This is a genomic window from Kitasatospora sp. NPDC057518 (genome assembly GCF_042802075.1).
Lineage (GTDB): Bacteria > Actinomycetota > Actinomycetes > Streptomycetales > Streptomycetaceae > Kitasatospora.
The window spans coordinates 19,399-37,031 of sequence record NZ_JBHVEU010000022.1 but is presented as its reverse complement, the minus strand read 5'-3'; the positions used below and the strand labels follow the sequence as shown (position 1 = coordinate 37,031).

The following is a 17,633-nucleotide window of genomic DNA, read 5'->3' as shown; positions in this document are numbered from 1 at the left end:
CCGGAGGGTTCCGGCGGGGCCCGGGGCGGCTGCCCGTGCGCTACTTGCAGGTGATCAGCAGCCCGAGCACCGCGGAGCAGCTGCGGGTGGCCCGGCTGGTGGCGGGCGACGGGTCGGCGGGCGCCCCGGCGGTGCGCGCCACGGTGACGTCCCAGCTGCGGAGCAGGGTGAGCAGGCCGACGCCGACCGAGAAGTGCCGGGTGGTGCTCGCGCCCTTGGCCAGCGGCGCGGTCAGCGCGCAGTTCAGCTTCCCGGCGGCGACGGTGCAGTCACCGGAGGTCGTGGTCAGCCCGGCGGGCAGGTCGGCGGCGACGGTGGCCGTGGTCACCGGGTCGGGGCCCTGGCCGGTGAGGGTGACGGTGTAGTCGACCCGGCTGGAGAGCAGCCCGGTGACCGGGGTCGCGGTGAGCGCGACGCCCAGGTGGGCGGCGGGGGCGGTGTAGGTGAAGCGGTCGGCGGCGACGGCCGCGCTGGTGCCGCCGGGCCCGGTGACCCGCACGTCCACGGCTCCGGCGACGGTGGTGGCGGGGGCGGTCGCGGTGCAGCTGGTCTTCGTGCAGCTGAACGAGGTGGCGGCGCCGGCCGCGCCGAAGGTCACGGCGGTGGCGCCGGCCAGGTCGGTGCCGGTGATGGTCACCGCGGTGCCGCCCGTCCCGGAGCCGCCGTTCGGGCTGATCGCGGTCACGTCCGGCACCGGCAGCGGGAAGGTCACCACGTCGACGGCGCTGCCGGTGAAGTCGGCGAGGTAGCCGTGCCGCCCGTCGGCGGTCAGGGCCAGGCTGTACGGGCTGGCGCCCACCGGGACGGTCGCGGTGACCGTCCGGCTCGCGGTGTCCACCACGCTCAGGGTGTTGTCGGCGTAGTTGGAGACGTAGGCCGCCGTGCCGTCCGGGGAGACGGTCACCGCGTAGGGGCCGGAGCCGACGGCGACGGTGCCGAGGACCGTACCGGCCGCGGTGTCGATCACGGCGGCGGTGCCGTCGTCTCCGTCGGCGGTCCACAGCCGGGTGCCGTCCGGGCTGAGCGCGAGGCCGAAGACGCCGTGGCCGACCGGGACGGTGCCGCTCACCGTGCCGCTCGCGGTGTCGACCACGGTGACGGCCTTGGCGCCGGACGCGGCGACGTACAGCCGGGTGCCGTCCGGGGAGACGGCCAGGCCGTGCGGCTCGGCGCCGACCGGCACGGTCGCGGTCACGGTGTCGGACGACGTGTCCAGCACGCTGACGGTGTTGGCGGCGGCGTTGCTCACGTAGGCGCGGGAGCCGTTCGGCGCGAGGGCGAGGCCCCAGGGCTGGGCGCCGACCGGGACGGTCGCGGTGACGGCGTCGGTCGCGGTGTCCACGACGCTGACGGTGTTGTCCAGGTGGTGGGTCAGGTAGGCCCGGTGCCCGTCGGGCGACACGGCCACGGCGTACGAGCCGGACCCGGCGGTGAAGCCGCCGGACACGGTGTTGCTCGCGGTGTCGAGCACGCTGACGGCGCCGCTGCTCTGGCTGGTCACATAGGCGTGGCCGCCGTCCGGCGTCAGCGCGACGCCCGCCGGGTACGGCGCCACCGCCAGGTGCGCGGCGACGGCCGGCGGCGGTGTGACGGCCTCGGCGGTCGCGGGCAGCGACAGCAGTGCGGCCGTGGTCGCGGATATCGCGGCCACGGCCGTCCGGGTACGACGGGGTGTGCGGGGTGTTCTCACGGGTCTCTCCAACTGCTCGGCACGGACGAACGTGTGGTGGTGCTGTGGTGGGTTCGGAGCCGGGGGAAGCGTAGAAGCCGCCCTGACTTTCCGTCAGGGAGTGACTACTAATGTCGCCAAATGTTCAGATCCGATCGCCGCGCGAGGGTGCGCGGACCCGCCACGGCCCCGACCGGGCCGAGGGCTCCGGATCGACGTGACCGGGGTCTCGATCGACGTCGTGCAGAAAATTGGAGTTGCGGAGTCGTATTCGATAGCGTTCCGAACGTGAGGCTGACCAAGAGCACCGACATCGCCCTGCGGATCGCCATGCGACTGGCCGTCCTGGGCGAGGGCGACAACCCGACCACCCGCGAGGTGGCCGCGTCGGTCGGCGTGCCGTACACCCACGCGGCGAAGGTGGTCAGCCGACTGCAGCACCTGGGGGTGGTGGAGGCCCGGCGCGGTCGCGGCGGCGGGCTGATGCTCACCTTCGCCGGGCGGACCGGTTCGCTCGGACTGCTGCTGCGGGAGCTGGAAGGGGTCGGCGACGTGGTCGGCTGCGAGGACGACCCGCCCTGCCCGCTGCGGGCCGCGTGCCGCCTGCGCGGAGCACTGCGGGGCGCCCAGGAGGCGTTCTTCGCCGCGCTCGACCACCTCTCCATCGACGACCTGGTGGCCTCCCCCACCGGGCCGGTCCTGCTCAGCCTCGCCGCGAGACCCGCCGACACCGCCTGACCCACCGGCGTCACCGGCACCGCCGGATCCACCGAGACTGCCGGACCCACCGAAACCGCCGGACCCACCGGCCGATCGGCCCACCGGGGCCACGCGCCTCTTTCACAGCCTTTAATGCGAATCTCAGATACCAGTTAGGAGCCCGACTGATGCTGTCCGCGAAGTCCACCGAGGTCATCGAGGCCACCCTGCCCGTCGTGGGCGCCGCCATCGGCGACATCACCCCGCGCTTCTACGACCGGCTGTTCGCCGCGCACCCGGAGCTGCTGCGCGACCTCTTCAACCGGGGCAACCAGGCCAACGGCACCCAGCGCGAGGCGCTGGCCGGCTCGATAGCCGCCTTCGCCACCGCCCTGATCGCCGACCCGGACCAGCGGCCGGACGCGATGCTCGCCCGCATCGCCCACAAGCACGTCTCGGTCGGCATCGACAGCAGCCAGTACAAGATCGTCCACGAGCACCTGTTCGCCGCCATCGTGGAGGTGCTCGGCGAGGCCGTCACCCCCGAGGTCGCCGCCGCCTGGGACGAGGTCTACTGGCTGATGGCCAACGCGCTGATCGCCGTCGAGGACCGGCTGCGCGCCGAGGCCGCCGCCGGCGGCGACCCGGCCGACCTGTGGCGCCCCTACACCGTGATCGCCCGCCACCAGGAGACCGAGGCCGTCACCAGCTACCTGGTCCGCCCCGCCGACGGCCGCCCCGTCCCGGCCTTCCGCCCCGGCCAGTACGTCTCGGTGCGCACCGAACTGGCCGACGGCGCCCGGCAGATCCGCCAGTACAGCCTCTCCGGCGGCGCCGACGGCGCCCTGCGCTTCAGCGTCAAGCGCGAGGACGGCGGCGAGGTCTCCGGCCACCTGCACGACCACCTGAAGGCCGGCGACCCCGTCGAACTGGCGCCCCCGCTGGGCGACATCGCCCTGGCCGACGGCGACGGCCCGGTGCTGCTCGCCTCCGCCGGCATCGGCAACACCCCGATGACCGCCATGCTCGACCACCTCGCCACCACCGGCTCCACCCGGCGGATCGTCTCCGTCCACGGCGACTGCGACCAGCTGAGCCACGCCTTCCGGGCCGAACTGGCACGGCTCACCGCCGACCTGCCGAACGCGGACTCGCACGTCTTCTACGAGCGGCCGCTCGGCGAGTGGCCGGCCGAGCGCACCGGCCTGGTGGACCTCTCCACCGTCGAGGTCCCGGCCGGCACCACCGCCTACCTCTGCGGGCCGCTCCCCTTCCTGCGCGCCGTCCGCGAGCAGCTGCTGACCGCGGGCGTCCCGGCGGCGGACATCCACTACGAGGTGTTCGGGCCGGACCTCTGGCTCGGCGCCTGAGGCCGTGAGGCCGTGAGTCCCGGGGGCTGACGTCCCCGGCCGAGGTCGCACGGCCGAAGTCCCACCGCGGCACCGGTCCGCTCGGTACGATCACGAGCGGTCCGGTGCCGATCGGCTTCCGGCGTCCGGCGGTTCGACCGTCCGGCGGTTCGGGCGTCCGGCGGTTCGGGCGTCCGGCGGGGGTCCGGTTCGGCAGAAGGGAGCCCGGATGCGGGTCGCGCTGTTCGCCACCTGCGTCAACGACGCGCTGTTCCCCGCCACCGCGGTGGCCACCGTCCGGCTGCTGGAACGGCTCGGCGTGACGGTGGACTTCCCCGCCGGGCAGACCTGCTGCGGGCAGCCGCAGTACAACACCGGCTACCGCAGGGGCTGCGAGCCGCTGGTCCGGCGGACCGCGAAGGCCTTCGCCGGGTACGACCACGTGGTGACGCCCTCGGGCTCCTGCGTGGCGATGGTCCGGGACAACTACCCCCGGATCGGTGCCAGGGCGGCGACCGAGGGCCGGGGCACCGAACTCGCCGACCTGGCCACCGACCTGGTGCCCCGGGTGGTCGAGCTGACCGAGTTCCTGACCGACGTGCTCGGCGTCGAGGACGTCGGCGCGTACTTCCCGCACACCGTCACCTACCACCCCTCCTGCCACGGCCTGCGCCTGCTCGGCCTCGGCGGGCGCCCGCGCCGGCTGCTGGGCGCCGTCGAGGGCCTGGAGCTGGTCGAGCTGCCCGGGGCCGAGGAGTGCTGCGGCTTCGGCGGCACCTTCGCGGTCAAGAACGCGGCGGTCTCGGCGGCCATGGCCGAGGACAAGATCGCCAACGCGCTCGGCACCGGTGCCCGCGTACTCTGCGGCGCCGACAACTCCTGCCTGCTGCACCTCGGCGGCACCCTGCGCCGCCGGGGCGCGCCGCTGCGGCCGCTGCACCTGGCGGAGATCCTGGCCAGCACCGAGGAGCACCCCTGGAGGCCCGTGTGAGCGGTACGTTCCTCGGCATGCCCGCCTTCCCGCAGGCCGCCGCCAAGGCCGTACGGGACGAGCGGCTGCGCGCCAACCTGCGGCACGCCACCCGCACCATCCGCGACAAGCGGGCCCGGGCGGTCGCCGAACTCGCCGACTGGGACCGGCTGCGCGCCGCCGGGAAGGCGATCAAGGACCACACGCTGCGCCACCTCGACCGCTACCTGGTGCAGTTGGAGGAGTCCGTCACGGCGGCCGGCGGCACCGTGCACTGGGCCGCCGACGCCGAGGAGGCCAACCGGATCGTCGCCGGACTGGTCAAGGCCACCGGGCGGACCGAGGTCGTCAAGGTCAAGTCGATGGCCACCCAGGAGATCGAGCTCAACGAGGCGCTGGCGGCCGAGGGGATCACCGCCTACGAGACCGATCTCGCCGAGCTGATCGTGCAGTTGGGCGACGACCGGCCCTCGCACATCCTGGTGCCGGCGATCCACCGCAACCGGGCGGAGATCCGGCAGGTCTTCGCGGACCGGATGGCCTCCTGGGGCCGCCCGGCGCCCAGGGGCCTCACCGACTCGCCCGCCGAACTCGCCGAGGCCGCCCGGCTGCACCTGCGGGAGAAGTTCCTGCGCGCCGAAGTCGCCGTCTCCGGCGCCAACTTCATGGTCGCCGAGACCGGCACCCTGGTGGTGGTCGAGTCCGAGGGCAACGGCCGGATGTGCCTCACCCTGCCGCGCACGCTGATCTCGGTGGTCGGGATCGAGAAGGTCGTGCCGACCTGGCGGGACCTGGAGGTCTTCCTCCAGCTGCTCCCCCGCTCCTCCACCGCCGAGCGGATGAACCCGTACACCTCGCTCTGGACCGGGACGACGGAGGGCGACGGCCCGTCCGAGTTCCACCTGGTGCTGCTGGACAACGGCCGTACCACCGCGCTGGCCGACCAGGTCGGCCGCCAGGCGCTGCGCTGCATCCGCTGCTCGGCCTGCCTCAACGTCTGCCCGGTGTACGAGCGGGCCGGCGGGCACGCCTACGGCTCGGTCTACCCGGGGCCGATCGGCGCCATCCTGACGCCCCAACTGCGCGGCACTGCAAGCCCGGTGGACGCCTCGCTGCCGTACGCCTCCTCGCTCTGCGGGGCCTGCTACGAGGTCTGCCCGGTGGCGATCGACATCCCCGAGGTGCTGGTGCACCTGCGCGAGCGGGTCGCCGAGCAGGGCGGGCACCCGCTGGAGCGGGCCGCGATGGCCGCCGCCGGGTTCGTGCTGGACCACCCGGCGGCGCTCGCCGCCGCCGAGCGGCTGGCCGGGCGCACCCGGTCGCTGCACCCGCGCCGGCTGCCCGGGCCGGGGCGGGCCTGGACCGACACCCGGGACCTGCCGGAGGTGCCGGCCGAACCGTTCCGCGACTGGTGGCGGAGGAACCGCGCATGACCGCATCCGACCGGCCCGAACGGACCTCGAACTCCCGCGAGTTGGTGCTCGGCCGGATCCGGGCCGCGCTCGGCGACGCCGCCGGGGTGGCCGAACAGCCGCTGCCCCGCGACTACCTGACCGCGCACGTGCCGATGGACGACCCGGCGGCCGTGCTCGACCTGCTGCACCGCAACCTGGCCGACTACCGGGCCCTGGTGCACCGCTGCCACGAGGACGAACTGCCGCGGCGGATCGCCGGGTTGCTGGTCGAGCGGGGCAGCCGGACGGTCGTGGTGCCGGCCGGGCTGCCGGCCGACTGGCTCACCGCGGCCGAGGCCGAGGGGGTCGAACTCCTCCCGGACGACGGGACGCTGACCGCCGCCCGGCTGGACGCCGTGGACAGCGTGGTGACCGGCTGCGCGCTGGCCGTCGCCGAGACCGGGACGATCGTGCTGGACGCCGGACCGGGCCAGGGGCGACGGCTGCTCTCGCTCGTCCCCGACCACCACGTCTGCGTGGTGCGGGCCCCGGAGCAGGTCGTCGCCTCGGTGCCGCTCGCGCTGCCCCGGCTCGATCCGGTACGGCCGCAGACCTGGATCTCGGGGCCGTCCGCCACCAGCGACATCGAGCTGGACCGGGTGGAGGGGGTGCACGGGCCGCGCACCCTGGAGGTGCTGCTGGTCACCGCGGCGCCGGAGCCGGACGACGCCCGGCACGGCATCCGGGGCGGCACCGGGGGCGGCACCGTCACTCCGGCCTGAGCTCCAGGGTGCAGCACTTCGCCCCGCCGCCGCCCTTCAGCAGCTCCGAGACGTCCACCGGGACGGGCTGGTAGCCGTGCTCGGTCAGCCGGCCGGCCAGGTTCTTGGCGGCCTCCGGCAGCAGCACCCGGCGGCCGTCCGAGACCGCGTTGAGCCCGAACACCTCGGCGTCGGCCCGGTCGGCGAGGATCGCGTCCGGGTAGAGCGCGCGTAGCACCGAACGGCTGTCGGCGTCGAAGGCCTCCGGGTAGTACATGACGTGGTCGTCGGCGAGCACCGCCAGCGCGGTGTCCAGGTGGTAGAAGCGCGGGTCGACCAGGGTCAGGCTGACCACCGGGACGCCGAACAGCTCCCCGGCCTCGGCGTGCGCGGCGCGCGAGGTGCGGAAGCCCGTCCCGGCGAGCACCCGGCGGCCCACCACCAGATGGTCGCCCTCGCCCTCGTTGACGTGCCCGGCCCGGCGCACCTCGCGGTAGCCGCGCTCGCGGAACCAGGCCAGGTAGGCCTCCGACTCGGCGGCCCGCTCCGGGTAGCGGAAGGTGGCGACCAGGGCGCGGCCGTCCAGGACGGTGGCGCCGTTGGCGGCGTACACCATGTCGGGCAGGCCGGGCACCGGGTCGATCAGCTCGACGGTGTGGCCGAGCCGGCGGTACGTCCAGTAGAGCCGCTCCCACTGGCGCAGGGCGAGCGCGGTGTCGGTGGGCTGGGCGGGGTCCATCCACGGGTTGATCGCGTAGTCCACGGTGAAGTGCGTCGGCCGGCACATCAGGTAGCGCCGAGGCCGGGCGTGGCGCTCCGGGGTCTGCGTGAGCATGGCTCAACCATCCTTGGATCGCGGGGAGTTCATCGCACGGAGTTCGGGGTTCACGGGGCCGAACACCTTCGTTCCCAAGGCGGCTGCCCCGACGGAACCGTTCGCACACCCGGGTGGGCGCTCCCGGCGGTCGCACGCCCCCGCGCACCCGGCGCAGGCACCGGCGCACCGACCCTCCGGCGCCGACCGGCGGACCGCGCCACCGGCTACCGGCTACCGGCCAGCGGCAGGCCGTCCCGTACCGGCGGGCCGCCGGCTACCAGCGGACCGCGCCGAAGTCCACGGGCCTCGGCCGCAGCTCCCGGCACCGCTCGGCCAGCGACCGCAGCCGGCGGTCCGCCTCCTCGGCGGGCATCCGGCGCCGGTCGCCGTGGCCGGGCAGCAGCCACTCGAAGCGCAGCACGCCGAGGCCGCGCCGCAGCGAGGCGGCGAGCTCCTCGATCGAGTACCAGGTGACCGACTCCGCCACCTCGATGTCCCCGGTGGTGCGGGACCAGTACAGGCTGTCCCCGCTGAAGCAGTACCGCTCGTCCACGAGGAAGAGCACGCTGCCCCGGGTGTGGCCGGGGAACGGGTGGGCGACCAGGCCGGGCGAGACCTCCGTCGGCGCGGTGCCGCGCAGCACCCGGTCGGCGTCGGGGGCGGCCGCCAGATCGCCCTCGTGGATCCAGAGCCGGGCGCCGAACCGGTCGGCGTACGCCCGTCCGTGCGCGGCGTGGTCGCGGTGCGTGAGCAGGACGTCGGTGACCGGGCCGAGCGCGGCGTACCGGGCGGCCAGGGCCTCGCTGTAGCGCGGCGTGTCGACCATCACCCAGCCGGTGGGACGGCGGCAGAGGTAGGAGTTGGCGCCCGCGGTCTGCCGGGAGTTGTGGCCGAGCAGCAGCAGGTCGTCGGCGAGGGCCAGCGGGAACGGGTCCCCGGCCCGGTCCAGCGGCCCGGTGCCCCGGCGGATGGAACGGGTCGGGCAGGCGTGGGCGGCGGCGAGCAGCTGCCGGCGCTCGGCCGCGTCGCGCGGCTGGCGGACCAGCACCGAGCGACCCGCGTGCTCGCGGACCAGGTCGGGCGCGAGCTGCCGGGCGACGTCGCAGTTGGTGCACCGGTCGTCGATGGACCAGTTCTCGGACGGGTCGGGGCGCGGGTCGGTGGTCATGGGTGCCTTCCCCCGGGAGGACGGCGGCCGGACCGGCCGCTCCCTTCGAGCATCCGCCGGGCCGGCCGGAAAGCGGAAGGGAGCGCGGATCTTGTGCTTTCCGGGGGCCGGCTCTCTGCGGGCGGGAGGGGCCCACGGGGGCACGTGGTCCATCTCACGTGCCGCCGGAGTCACCTACGGTGGCGTAGGTCACTTGATTGGGTGAACTATCTCTTTCATGCCGAATCTCCAGGAGACCCTTGACCTCGATTCGTATGCCGCCATCGGCGACAGCTTCACCGAGGGTCTGAACGACCCCGGCGTCGACGGCAGGTTCGCCGGCTGGGCCGACCGCCTCGCCGGGATCCTCGCCGACGGGCGCCCGCCGGGCGCCTTCCGCTACGCCAACCTCGCGGTGCGCGGCCGGCTGCTGGACCAGATCACCGCCGAGCAGGTGCCGCAGGTCCAGCGCCTCCAGCCCGACCTGGTCACCTTCTGCGCGGGCGGCAACGACATCCTCCGACCGGGCGCCGACCCGGACGAGGTGGCCGAGCGCTTCGAGGCCGCCGTCGTCCAACTCACCGAAAGCGCCGGGACGGTGCTGATCTGCACCGGCTTCGACACCAAGGACGTGCCGCTGCTGAAGCACCTGCGCGGCAAGATCGCCACCTACAACGGGCACATGCGCGCCGTCGCCGACCGCAACGGCTGCAAGGTGGCCGACCTGTGGTCGCTGCGCGCGGTGCAGGACCGCCGCGCGTGGAGCGAGGACCGCCTGCACCTGTCCCCCGAGGGGCACCAGCGGGTCGCCCTGCTGGCCGCCCGCTCGCTGGGCCTGCGCACCGCGCAGGACCCGGAGGCCCCGTGGCCGGACGCCCAGGCGCTCACCCCCGCGGACCAGCGGCGGGAGAACATCCAGTGGGCCCGCGAGTACCTGCTGCCCTGGGTCGGCCGGCGCCTGCGCGGCGAGTCCTCGGGCGACCACGTCGAGCCCAAGCGGCCGGACCTGCTCCCGCTCTGACGGTCCGTCAGGTCGCTCGCCCGGCCCGGTCGGCCGCGTTCAGACGGCTCCGCCGGGTGCCGCGACCCGGGAGGTCCGCAGCACCCGGTGGAGCACCCCGGCGCAGCCCGCGCCGACCAGGTACCAGAGCAGGTCCGGCGGGTTGAAGGTCGAGCCCAGCACCAGCCGGGCCAGGGTGCTGTGCCGCCCCCAGGCGTCCGGCAGTCCGGTCAGCTGGAACAGCTCCACGGCCCAGCTGAGCGCGGCGGCCACGGCGGCGGCCCGGCCGGGGCGCAGCCTCGGCGCGGCCAGCACGAGCAGGGCGTACAGGAGGACGGTGTAGAGCGCGTCCCCGGCGCACTTGGCGAAGTCCCCGCCGAACACGGCCCGCACCCCCAGCCCGGCCGCCACGGTCAGCACGGCCGCCGACGCGGCCGCCAGGCGCGTGCGCCGAAGCGCCCGGGAACCGCTCCCCCCGAGATCGTTCACCCGCCCCACGCTACCCCGCACCCCACGGGCTCCGCCCCGGCCCCGCGCCTCCCCTCATCCCACGAGCCCGGTCCCGACGCCGAGCCCGCCCGCGCCCCACGCACGCCCCGCCGCCCCCGCACCACCCCCGCGACCCGCAAGCGGACCCTCTCCTCCCGGAACCACCGCGCCACCCCGTACGTCACTCCCCCCGATGAAACGTCCGCGCAGGTCGTGGGCGGGGCGAGGACCGGAAGGGACGGGCGGGGACAGTGGCGCACGTGGGTGGGGCCGAGGCGGCCGGGTCGGGGTCGGCGGCGGGGCGGGACGAGCGGACCCGGCGCGGGTTCGCGGTGGCCGGGTTCGCCCCGGCGCAGGACGGGCGGGCGCGGGAGCGCGGCAAGGAGCTGCGGACCCGGGTGCCCCGGGAGCGGCACGCGGAGTTCGCGCCCGCACCCGACCGGCCGACGGCCGTGACCGCGCTGGAGGCCTCCAACGCCGGCCGAATAGCCCGGCTGGTGCCGATCCGGGTCGGCCGGATGGCCGCCGGCCCGTTCGCGTTCCTGCGCGGCTCGGCCGGGCTGATGGCCGCCGACCTCGCGGGCACCCCGGTGACCGGGGTGGGCGCGCAGCTCTGCGGGGACGCGCACGCCGCGAACTTCGGCCTGTACGGCGACGCGCGCGGCCAGATCGTGCTGGACATCAACGACTTCGACGAGACCGTCCCCGGCCCCTGGGAGTGGGACCTCAAGCGGCTCGCCGCCAGCCTGGTGCTGGCCGCCCGGGAGGCCGGGGCGAGCGAGACCACCGCGCGCGAGGCCGCCCAGCACGTGGCGGGCTCCTACCGCCGGACGGTGCGCACGCTCGCCAAGCTGCCCGGGCTGGACGCCTGGAACGCGATCGCGGACGAGCAGCTGGTCTCCTTCGCCGAGGCGCACGACCTCGCCGAGGTGCTGCGCAAGGTCGGCGCGAAGGCGCTCGGCAACACCAGCGCCCGGTTCGCCGCCCGCAGCACCGCCCGTACCGCGGACGGCGGTTGGCGGTTCACGGCCGCTCCCCCGGTGCTCACCGAGGTGACCGACGCGACCGCCCGCGCCGTCGCGCACGCGCTCGGCCCGTACGTCGAGACGGTTCCGGCCGAGGTCCGCACCCTGCTGTCCCGCTACCGGGTGCAGGACGTGGCGTTCCGGGTGGTGGGCACCGGCAGCGTCGGCACCCGCTCGTACGTGGTGCTGCTCACCGACCACCGGGACCAGCCGCTGGTGCTGCAGGTGAAGGAGGCCCGCCCGTCCGCGCTGCTGCCGTACCTGCCGGCCGGGCCGCGGCCCGCGGCGGACGGGCACGAGGGCCGCCGGGTGGTGCTCGGCCAGAAGCACATGCAGGTGGTCAGCGACACCCTGCTGGGCTGGACCACGGTCGACGGACTCCCGTACCAGGTACGGCAGTTCCGCAACCGCAAGGGCAGCGTCGACCCGGCGGCGCTGCTGCCGGGCCAACTGGACGACTACGCCCGGATCACCGGCGCCCTGCTGGCCCGGGCGCACTCGCACACCGCCGACCCCGGCCTGCTGGCCGGGTACTGCGGCAAGAGCGAGGCGCTGGACGAGGCCGTCGCCGCCTTCGCGGTGGCCTACGCCGACCGCACCGAGGCCGACCACGCCGACCTGCTGACGGCGGTGCGCAACGGGCGGCTGCCCGTCGAGCACGGCGTCTGACCGACCCGGCGTCCGCCTCATCCGACGGCAGCGGCCCGGCAGCTCAGCGGGCCAGGAACGGCGCCACCGCGGCGACGAACCCGGCGGGCCGGGCACCGTGCACCAGGTGCCCGGCCTCGACGGTGACCAGGCGGCAGTCCGGGATCAGCCGGGCGAGTTCGGCGATCCGCTCCTGCGGGACGTGGCTGGCCGGGCCGCCGGCGACGGCCAGGGTGCGGGCGGTGATCCCGGCCAGCCCCTCCCGCCAGGCCGGGTCCGGGTCGTCGAGCTGGGCCTTGACCGCCCGGACCGCCGCCCAGTCGAAGTGCACGTCCGGGTCCGGGTCCTCGGGCGGCGCGCTCGCCGGGCGCGGGTACAGCGCGGGGATCTCCTCCAGGACCAGCCGGTCGATCCGCTCCGGCGCGGCCTGGGCGAGCAGGCAGGCGACGGCGCCGCCCATCGAGTGGCCGACCAGGTCGACGCGGGCGAGCCCGAGGGCGTCGAGGAAGGCCAGCACGTCGTCCCGCATCGCCTCCAGCGCGTAGGCGGCGGTGCGGGCGCTGTCGCCGTGGCCGCGCAGGTCGAGCGCGTACACGTGGTGGCCGGGGGCGAGGTCGGGCAGGACGGTGTCCCAGTCGGCGGCCCGCTCGCCGAGGGCGTGCAGCAGCACCAGCGGCGGGCCGCCGGGCCGTCCGCTCTCGCGGTAGGCGAGCGTCACCTCGGGCAGGTCCACGGTCCGGGTCCGTACGTCGGTCATGCCCGCCACGGTACGCGCCGACCACCGCCTAGCGGACCGGTGTTCGCCCTCGGCTCATCGCGACCGGTCCGCCGTCGCGCTGCTCGCGGGCTGTGGCGCGGCCGGCGAACACCGAAGCCAGGACGGCGAGTCCGGCCACCGCGGCGCACACCACGCTCGCCGTCAGGTAGGCGGAGCGGTGCCCGCCGCCGCCGACGGTCTCCCGCAGGTAGACCCCGGACAGGGCCGAGACCGCGACGGCCGCCGCGATCCGCTGGGCCATCTGCAGGATCGCCCCGCTCACCCCGGCCGCCTCGGCGGGCGCGTGGCGCAGCACGTAGGCCTGGTTGGTGGAGCCCATCAGGCCGACCGAGGCGCCGCCGAGCAGTTGCAGCAGGGCCAGCAGCCAGGGCAGCACGGCGGCGGGCGCCCAGTGCGCGAGCAGTCCGCTGAGCAGCATGGCGAGCGCGGAGCCGACCATTCCGACGGTGACGGTGCGTCGGCCGTAGCGCTGGACGACCCGCCAGGCGAGCGCGGAGGCCACGCCCATGGCCACGGCGGAGGGCAGCGCGACCAGCGCGGCGCCCATCGGGGAGAGGCCGAGGCCGTCCTGGAGGAACATGGTCAGGACCAGCGAGGCGGCGAGCGAGGAGCCGAACTGGGCCATCGCGGTGGCCGTTCCGAGCGCGTACGGCGCGGAGCGGGTGAGGGCCGGGTGGATCAGCGGGTGGCCGCCGGACCGGGCGTAGCGCCGCTGCCACCAGGCGAGCGCGCCGAGCAGCAGCAGGGCGGCGGCCGCGAAGGCGAGCCAGCCGGTCCAGCCGGGCGGCCGGACGAAGGGCAGCATCAGGGCCAGGGTGAGCGCCCCGACCAGCAGCAGGCCGAGGACGTCGAGGTCGGCGTTCCGGGCGCTGGGGCGGGGCTTCGGCAGGTGGCGGGCCGCCAGGGCGACGGTGGCCAGGCCGAAGGGGACGTTGAGCAGGAAGGTCAGCCGCCAGCCGTGCTCGGGGCCGGCCAGGGCCAGCACCGCGCCGCCGATCGGCGGGCCGAGCGTGAAGGCGAGGCCGCCGGTGACGGCGTACATGCCGAGGGCGCGGGCCCGCAGCTGGCCGTCGAAGACGTCCTGGAGGGTGCCGATCATCTGGGAGTTGACCAGGCCGGCGCCCACGCCCTGGAGCAGCCGGGCGGCGATCAGCACCCCGGGCTCGGTGGCGGTCGCGGAGACCAGGCTGACCAGGGTGAACAGGGCGAGGCCGGTGACGAAGAACCACTTGCGGCCCCTGACGTCGCCCAGCCGCCCGCCGGGGATCAGCGCGAGGCCGAAGGCGAGCGAGTAGCCGGCCACGATCCACTGGAGATCGGCGGGCCCGGCGTGCAGGGTCTCGCGCAGGGCGGGGATGGAGGTGTTGAGGACGGACTGGTCGAGCAGCGTGGTGAAGCCGCCCGCGACGCAGACCAGCAGGACCCGGCGCCCGGCGGCGTCGAAGCGCTCCTTGGGTCCCCCGGGCTTCCCGGGTTCCTGGGGCGCCCCGCCGTTCCCGGGGCTCTCCTCGGGCTCCTTCGCTATCGGCCCGGTGGCGGCGCTCACGGCTCGACCACCACCAGCGCGTACCGGGCCTCGCCCGGGCCGAGGCTGCGGAAGCGGCTGGTGCTGCCGACGTAGCGCAGGCAGTCGCCGGGGCCGAGCGGCTGCGGCTCACCGTCCACGGTCAGCTCCAGGTTCCCCTCCAGCAGCCAGAGGTGGTGCTCCCGGCCGGGCGTGCAGGCGCGGTCGTAGGCGATGTCCGCGCCGGCCGGCAGCCGGCCCTCGATGATCTCCGCGCGCAGCGAGCCGTGCGGCGGCGAGACCGACCGGCGGACGAACCCCGTCGTCCCGTCCCGCCACACCTGCTGCTCCCCGGCCCGCACCAGCCGGGCCGGACCGGACTCCACCTCGGCGAGCAGCCGGGACATGGTCCGCCCGTACACGGCGCAGAGCCGCCCGAGCAGCGCGGCCGTCGGACTGACCTCCGCCCGCTCCACCCGGGACAGCGTCGACCGGCTGACGTCCGCCAGCCGTGCCAACTCCTCCAAGGTCCACCCGCGTTCCAGCCTCAGCTCGGCGAGTCGTTGTGCCAGCCGCTCGTCGGCGGCCGCGTCGATTCCCATATTCGCGATGCTATCCCGGATATGAGATCCACTCACCGGGGTCGGACCCGGGGCCCCGGGTCGTCGGAAGCCTTCGGGCGGCAGCCCCGCCCCGGCGCACGCGGCGCCCCGAGCCGGGGCGAGGTGCGTGCGGACGCCGGGGCGGGGCGAGGTGCGCGCGGACACCGGGCAGGGCGAGGTGCACGCGGACGCCGGGCGGGGTGCCCGCCCGGCCGTCGGGCGGCGGCTTGACGGGACCTCGGCTTCCAGGAGGGGCGCTGATCATATGATGTGCGGCGAATCGTGGCCGGTCGGCGGCCCGTAAGGCGAGGGGGACCAGCGTGTTCGGCATCATCAGACCGTGTAGGCATCGATTGTCCGAGCGCCTGCAGACCTCCTGGATGGCCCACCTGTGCGGGCTCTGCCTCGCGCTGCGGGACGACCACGGACAGCTCGCCCGGACGGCGACCAACTACGACGGTCTGATCATCTCCGTCCTGGTCGAGGCCCAGGCCGCCAGGGAGGACTCCTCCTGGCGCCGCACCGCCGGACCGTGCCCGCTGCGCGGCATGCGCACCGCCTCCGTCGCCAAGGGCGAGGGCGCCCGGCTCGCCGCCGCCGTCTCGCTGGCGCTCGCCTCGGTCAAGATCCGCGACCACGTCGAGGACCGCGACGGCGTCTTCGCCCGCCGCCCGGTCGCCGCCGGAGCCCGTGCCGTCACCCGGCGCTGGGACCGGCAGAGCGCGGGCAGCGCCTCGGCCGTCGGCTTCGACACCGCCGTACTGCTCGACGCCGCCTCCCGGCAGGGCGAGTTGGAGCGCTCGCTGCGCCCCGGCGGCTCCGTCCTGCTGGTCACCGAGCCCACCGAGACCGCCACCTCGGCCGCCTTCGCGCACACCGCCGTGATCGCCGGGCGCCCCGGCAACGCCGCCCCGCTCGCCGAGGCCGGGCGGCTGTTCGGCCGGCTCGCCCACCTCCTCGACGCCGCCGAGGACCAGGCCGCCGACGCGGCCTCGGGCGCCTGGAACCCGCTGACCGCCACCGGCACCGACCGCGCCGAGGCCGAACGGCTCTGCCGCGACGCCGTCCACGGCATCCGGCTCGCGCTGCGCGAGGTCGACCTGACCGACCGCACCCTCGTACACGTCCTGCTCGGACACGAGACCGACCGCGCGGTGGAGCGGGTCTTCGGGCGCGCCCGGCACACGGCGAGCTGCCGCCGCCCGGACACCGCGGGCACCGCCGTGGGCACCACCACGGGCGAGCACCCGCACCAGGCGCCGCCGCAGCAGACGCCCCCGGGCCAGGCGCCGATCCCGCCGTGGGTGCCGCAGGGCCCGGGCTTCACCCCGCCCGGCCAGAAGCCGCCGAACCCCCGCAACCTGCTCGCCGGGTGCGCGATGTGGGCCCTGATGGCCTGCACCTGCCAGCTGCTCTGCTGCGACCACGAGGACCCGTTCAGCCGCGAGCGCCGCGAGGGCTTCTGCCAGCGCCACGACTGCTGCGACTGCGGCGATCCCGGCTGCGGCGACTGCTGCAACTGCTGTGACGGGGACTGCTGCGACGGGTGCGACTGCTGCGACGGCTGCTGCTGCGACTGCGGCTGCAGCTGACCGGTCAGCCCGCCGGCTCCGCGCCGGCCCTCCCGTCCTGACCGGACCGGCCGTCCTGACCGCCCTGACCGCCCTGAGCGGACCGACCGGCCGCCATCGGCCCGGGGTGCCCCCGCAGCACCCCGGGCCGGTCCGCGCTCCGGTCCTGCCCGGCCTCGCCCCGCCGCCAGAGCGGCAGGACCTCGACCGGCGGGACCGCCACCGGCAGCACCGCCACCGGGCCCGGCTCGGCGCACTCAGGCATCGCGCCGCGCCGTCTTCCGGTCCACCGCCAGCGAGTCCTCCAGCCGCGCCAGCAGCTGCCGGAACCGCTCGGTGTCCTGCTCCGTCATCCGCCCCTCGGGCAACGCCCCCGGCCGCTCGGCCGTTCTCTCGTCCATGCACCCGAGGCTAGGCGGTGTCGATCAATGGGCGATAAACGCGCGTTCGAGCGAAAAGCACTCGCCCGGTGCGGTTCGGCCCGGAACGCTCGCATCCGACGACGCCCCACCAGCACCACCCGGTACCACCGGGTACCGCAACTCACCTGCTCCACAGCCCCGGTGACGGCCGCGGGCCGGACGGTCGGCATCCGCGCCGGGGCCGCCGGCTACCGGGCCGGTGCCGCGTCCAGCAGCAGCCGGGCGGCCTCCCTGGCGTCGGCGGCGGCCGTCGGATCCCCGTGGACGGCCGCGCTGGTGATCGCCCCCTCGGCCAGCAGGGTCAGGTGGACGGCGGTGGCGGGCGGGGCTCCGGCGGCCTCGACCAGACCCGCGAGGTAGCCGCCGAACTCCTCCTTGTGGTGCCGGGCGGCGGCCACCACCGCGGGGCTGACGGCACCGAGTTCGCCGAGTGAGTTGACGAAGGCGCAGCCCCGGAAGCCGGGTTCGGCGAACCACCGGCCGAGCCAGTCGAAGACCGCGAGCAGCTGCTCCCTCGGGGAGCCTCCGGTGCGTGAGACGTACACGGCGAGGTTCGCCCGCCAGCGGCCGTCGCGGCGCAGCAGGTAGGCCTCGACGAGCTCGCCCTTGGACGGGAAGTGCTGGTACAGGCGGCGCATGGTCACGCCGGAGGCGGCCCGGACGGCGTCCATGCCGACCGACTGGACGCCCTGCCCGTAGAACAGCTCCTCGGCCGCGTCGAGGATCCGGGTCCGCGGGTCTTCCTGCTCCATCTGCCGTGCCCTTTGCGTGAGAACGATGATTCTCCT

18 protein-coding genes are annotated in these 17,633 nt (G+C 75.5%); 8 read left to right on the top strand and 10 right to left on the bottom strand.

Features of this window, described 5'->3' with window-relative positions; genetic code table 11:
- Positions 1–40 precede the first annotated feature (40 nt).
- Positions 41–1,651, bottom strand: a complete 1,611-nt coding sequence (locus ACFU7Z_RS04215; RefSeq protein WP_380775836.1) for a beta-propeller fold lactonase family protein — start codon at positions 1,649–1,651, stop codon at positions 41–43.
- A 306-nt stretch (positions 1,652–1,957) separates the two neighbouring features.
- On the opposite strand from ACFU7Z_RS04215, the gene ACFU7Z_RS04210 reads away from it, so the two are divergent.
- From ACFU7Z_RS04210 to ACFU7Z_RS04190, 5 genes are all read left to right on the top strand, one after another.
- The gene (locus tag ACFU7Z_RS04210) at positions 1,958–2,407 is read left to right on the top strand and encodes an RrF2 family transcriptional regulator (protein ID WP_380775834.1); all 450 of its coding nucleotides are present in this window, start codon (positions 1,958–1,960) and stop codon (positions 2,405–2,407) included.
- A 149-nt stretch (positions 2,408–2,556) separates the two neighbouring features.
- Positions 2,557–3,738, top strand: coding sequence for a globin domain-containing protein (locus ACFU7Z_RS04205; protein WP_380775832.1), 1,182 nt, complete (start codon positions 2,557–2,559; stop codon positions 3,736–3,738).
- Between the two features lie 208 nt (positions 3,739–3,946).
- Entirely contained in the window at positions 3,947–4,708 is a 762-nt protein-coding gene (locus ACFU7Z_RS04200) for a (Fe-S)-binding protein (RefSeq protein WP_049652454.1), read from the top strand.
- Complete coding sequence (locus tag ACFU7Z_RS04195; RefSeq protein ID WP_380775830.1) at positions 4,705–6,120, top strand: lactate utilization protein B; 1,416 nt, start codon at positions 4,705–4,707, stop codon at positions 6,118–6,120. The genes ACFU7Z_RS04200 and ACFU7Z_RS04195 overlap by 4 nt, the downstream gene beginning before the upstream one ends.
- Positions 6,117–6,863, top strand: coding sequence for a lactate utilization protein C (locus ACFU7Z_RS04190; RefSeq protein ID WP_380775828.1), 747 nt, complete (start codon positions 6,117–6,119; stop codon positions 6,861–6,863). Before ACFU7Z_RS04195 ends, ACFU7Z_RS04190 begins: the two co-directional genes overlap by 4 nt.
- On the opposite strand, the gene ddaH is transcribed toward ACFU7Z_RS04190, so the two are convergent.
- Together ddaH and ACFU7Z_RS04180 are read right to left on the bottom strand one after the other, a co-directional pair.
- Positions 6,850–7,677: a dimethylargininase gene (gene ddaH, locus ACFU7Z_RS04185; protein WP_049652461.1), complete on the bottom strand. Its 828-nt coding sequence runs from the start codon at positions 7,675–7,677 to the stop codon at positions 6,850–6,852. The two genes, ACFU7Z_RS04190 and ddaH, sit on opposite strands and share 14 nt — an antisense overlap.
- A gap of 256 nt (positions 7,678–7,933) precedes the next feature.
- A complete protein-coding gene (locus ACFU7Z_RS04180) occupies positions 7,934–8,827 on the bottom strand; it encodes a 4Fe-4S domain-containing protein (RefSeq protein ID WP_380775826.1) in 894 nt (297 codons plus the stop codon).
- Positions 8,828–9,044: 217 nt separating this feature from the next.
- Between ACFU7Z_RS04180 and ACFU7Z_RS04175 the strand changes: the two genes are divergently transcribed.
- Positions 9,045–9,827 (top strand): SGNH/GDSL hydrolase family protein, encoded by a 783-nt coding sequence (locus ACFU7Z_RS04175; RefSeq protein WP_074004931.1) that lies wholly within the window; start codon positions 9,045–9,047, stop codon positions 9,825–9,827.
- 39 nt (positions 9,828–9,866) lie between these two features.
- Here the strand turns inward: ACFU7Z_RS04175 and ACFU7Z_RS04170 are convergent, their stop codons facing one another.
- A complete protein-coding gene (locus ACFU7Z_RS04170; protein WP_049652467.1) occupies positions 9,867–10,295 on the bottom strand; it encodes a DUF2809 domain-containing protein in 429 nt (142 codons plus the stop codon).
- Between the two features lie 260 nt (positions 10,296–10,555).
- On the opposite strand from ACFU7Z_RS04170, the gene ACFU7Z_RS04165 reads away from it, so the two are divergent.
- On the top strand, positions 10,556–11,989 hold the full coding sequence (locus ACFU7Z_RS04165) for a DUF2252 domain-containing protein (protein WP_198959471.1): 1,434 nt from the start codon (positions 10,556–10,558) through the stop codon (positions 11,987–11,989).
- A gap of 43 nt (positions 11,990–12,032) precedes the next feature.
- Here ACFU7Z_RS04165 and ACFU7Z_RS04160 read toward each other — a convergent pair whose 3' ends face one another.
- The 3 genes from ACFU7Z_RS04160 to ACFU7Z_RS04150 are packed head-to-tail and all read right to left on the bottom strand — an operon-like array spanning position 12,033 to position 14,852.
- On the bottom strand, positions 12,033–12,725 hold the full coding sequence (locus ACFU7Z_RS04160) for an alpha/beta fold hydrolase (protein WP_380775824.1): 693 nt from the start codon (positions 12,723–12,725) through the stop codon (positions 12,033–12,035).
- Positions 12,726–12,753: 28 nt separating this feature from the next.
- On the bottom strand, positions 12,754–14,292 hold the full coding sequence (locus ACFU7Z_RS04155) for an MFS transporter (protein WP_380775823.1): 1,539 nt from the start codon (positions 14,290–14,292) through the stop codon (positions 12,754–12,756).
- Entirely contained in the window at positions 14,289–14,852 is a 564-nt protein-coding gene (locus ACFU7Z_RS04150; RefSeq protein ID WP_049659259.1) for a helix-turn-helix domain-containing protein, read from the bottom strand. The genes ACFU7Z_RS04155 and ACFU7Z_RS04150 overlap by 4 nt, the downstream gene beginning before the upstream one ends.
- A 320-nt stretch (positions 14,853–15,172) precedes the next feature.
- Between ACFU7Z_RS04150 and ACFU7Z_RS04145 the strand changes: the two genes are divergently transcribed.
- Positions 15,173–16,444, top strand: coding sequence for a DUF5685 family protein (locus ACFU7Z_RS04145; RefSeq protein ID WP_380775821.1), 1,272 nt, complete (start codon positions 15,173–15,175; stop codon positions 16,442–16,444).
- A 4-nt stretch (positions 16,445–16,448) separates the two neighbouring features.
- On the opposite strand, the gene ACFU7Z_RS04140 is transcribed toward ACFU7Z_RS04145, so the two are convergent.
- From ACFU7Z_RS04140 to ACFU7Z_RS04130, 3 genes are all read right to left on the bottom strand, one after another.
- Positions 16,449–16,688 carry a hypothetical protein gene (locus ACFU7Z_RS04140; protein ID WP_380775819.1) on the bottom strand — a complete coding sequence of 80 codons (240 nt, stop codon included), beginning with the start codon at positions 16,686–16,688 and terminating at the stop codon, positions 16,449–16,451.
- Complete coding sequence (locus ACFU7Z_RS04135; protein WP_158077759.1) at positions 16,681–16,824, bottom strand: hypothetical protein; 144 nt, start codon at positions 16,822–16,824, stop codon at positions 16,681–16,683. Before ACFU7Z_RS04135 ends, ACFU7Z_RS04140 begins: the two co-directional genes overlap by 8 nt.
- A gap of 209 nt (positions 16,825–17,033) precedes the next feature.
- Positions 17,034–17,597, bottom strand: coding sequence for a TetR/AcrR family transcriptional regulator (locus ACFU7Z_RS04130; RefSeq protein ID WP_049657711.1), 564 nt, complete (start codon positions 17,595–17,597; stop codon positions 17,034–17,036).
- Between the last annotated feature and the right edge of the window lie 36 nt (positions 17,598–17,633).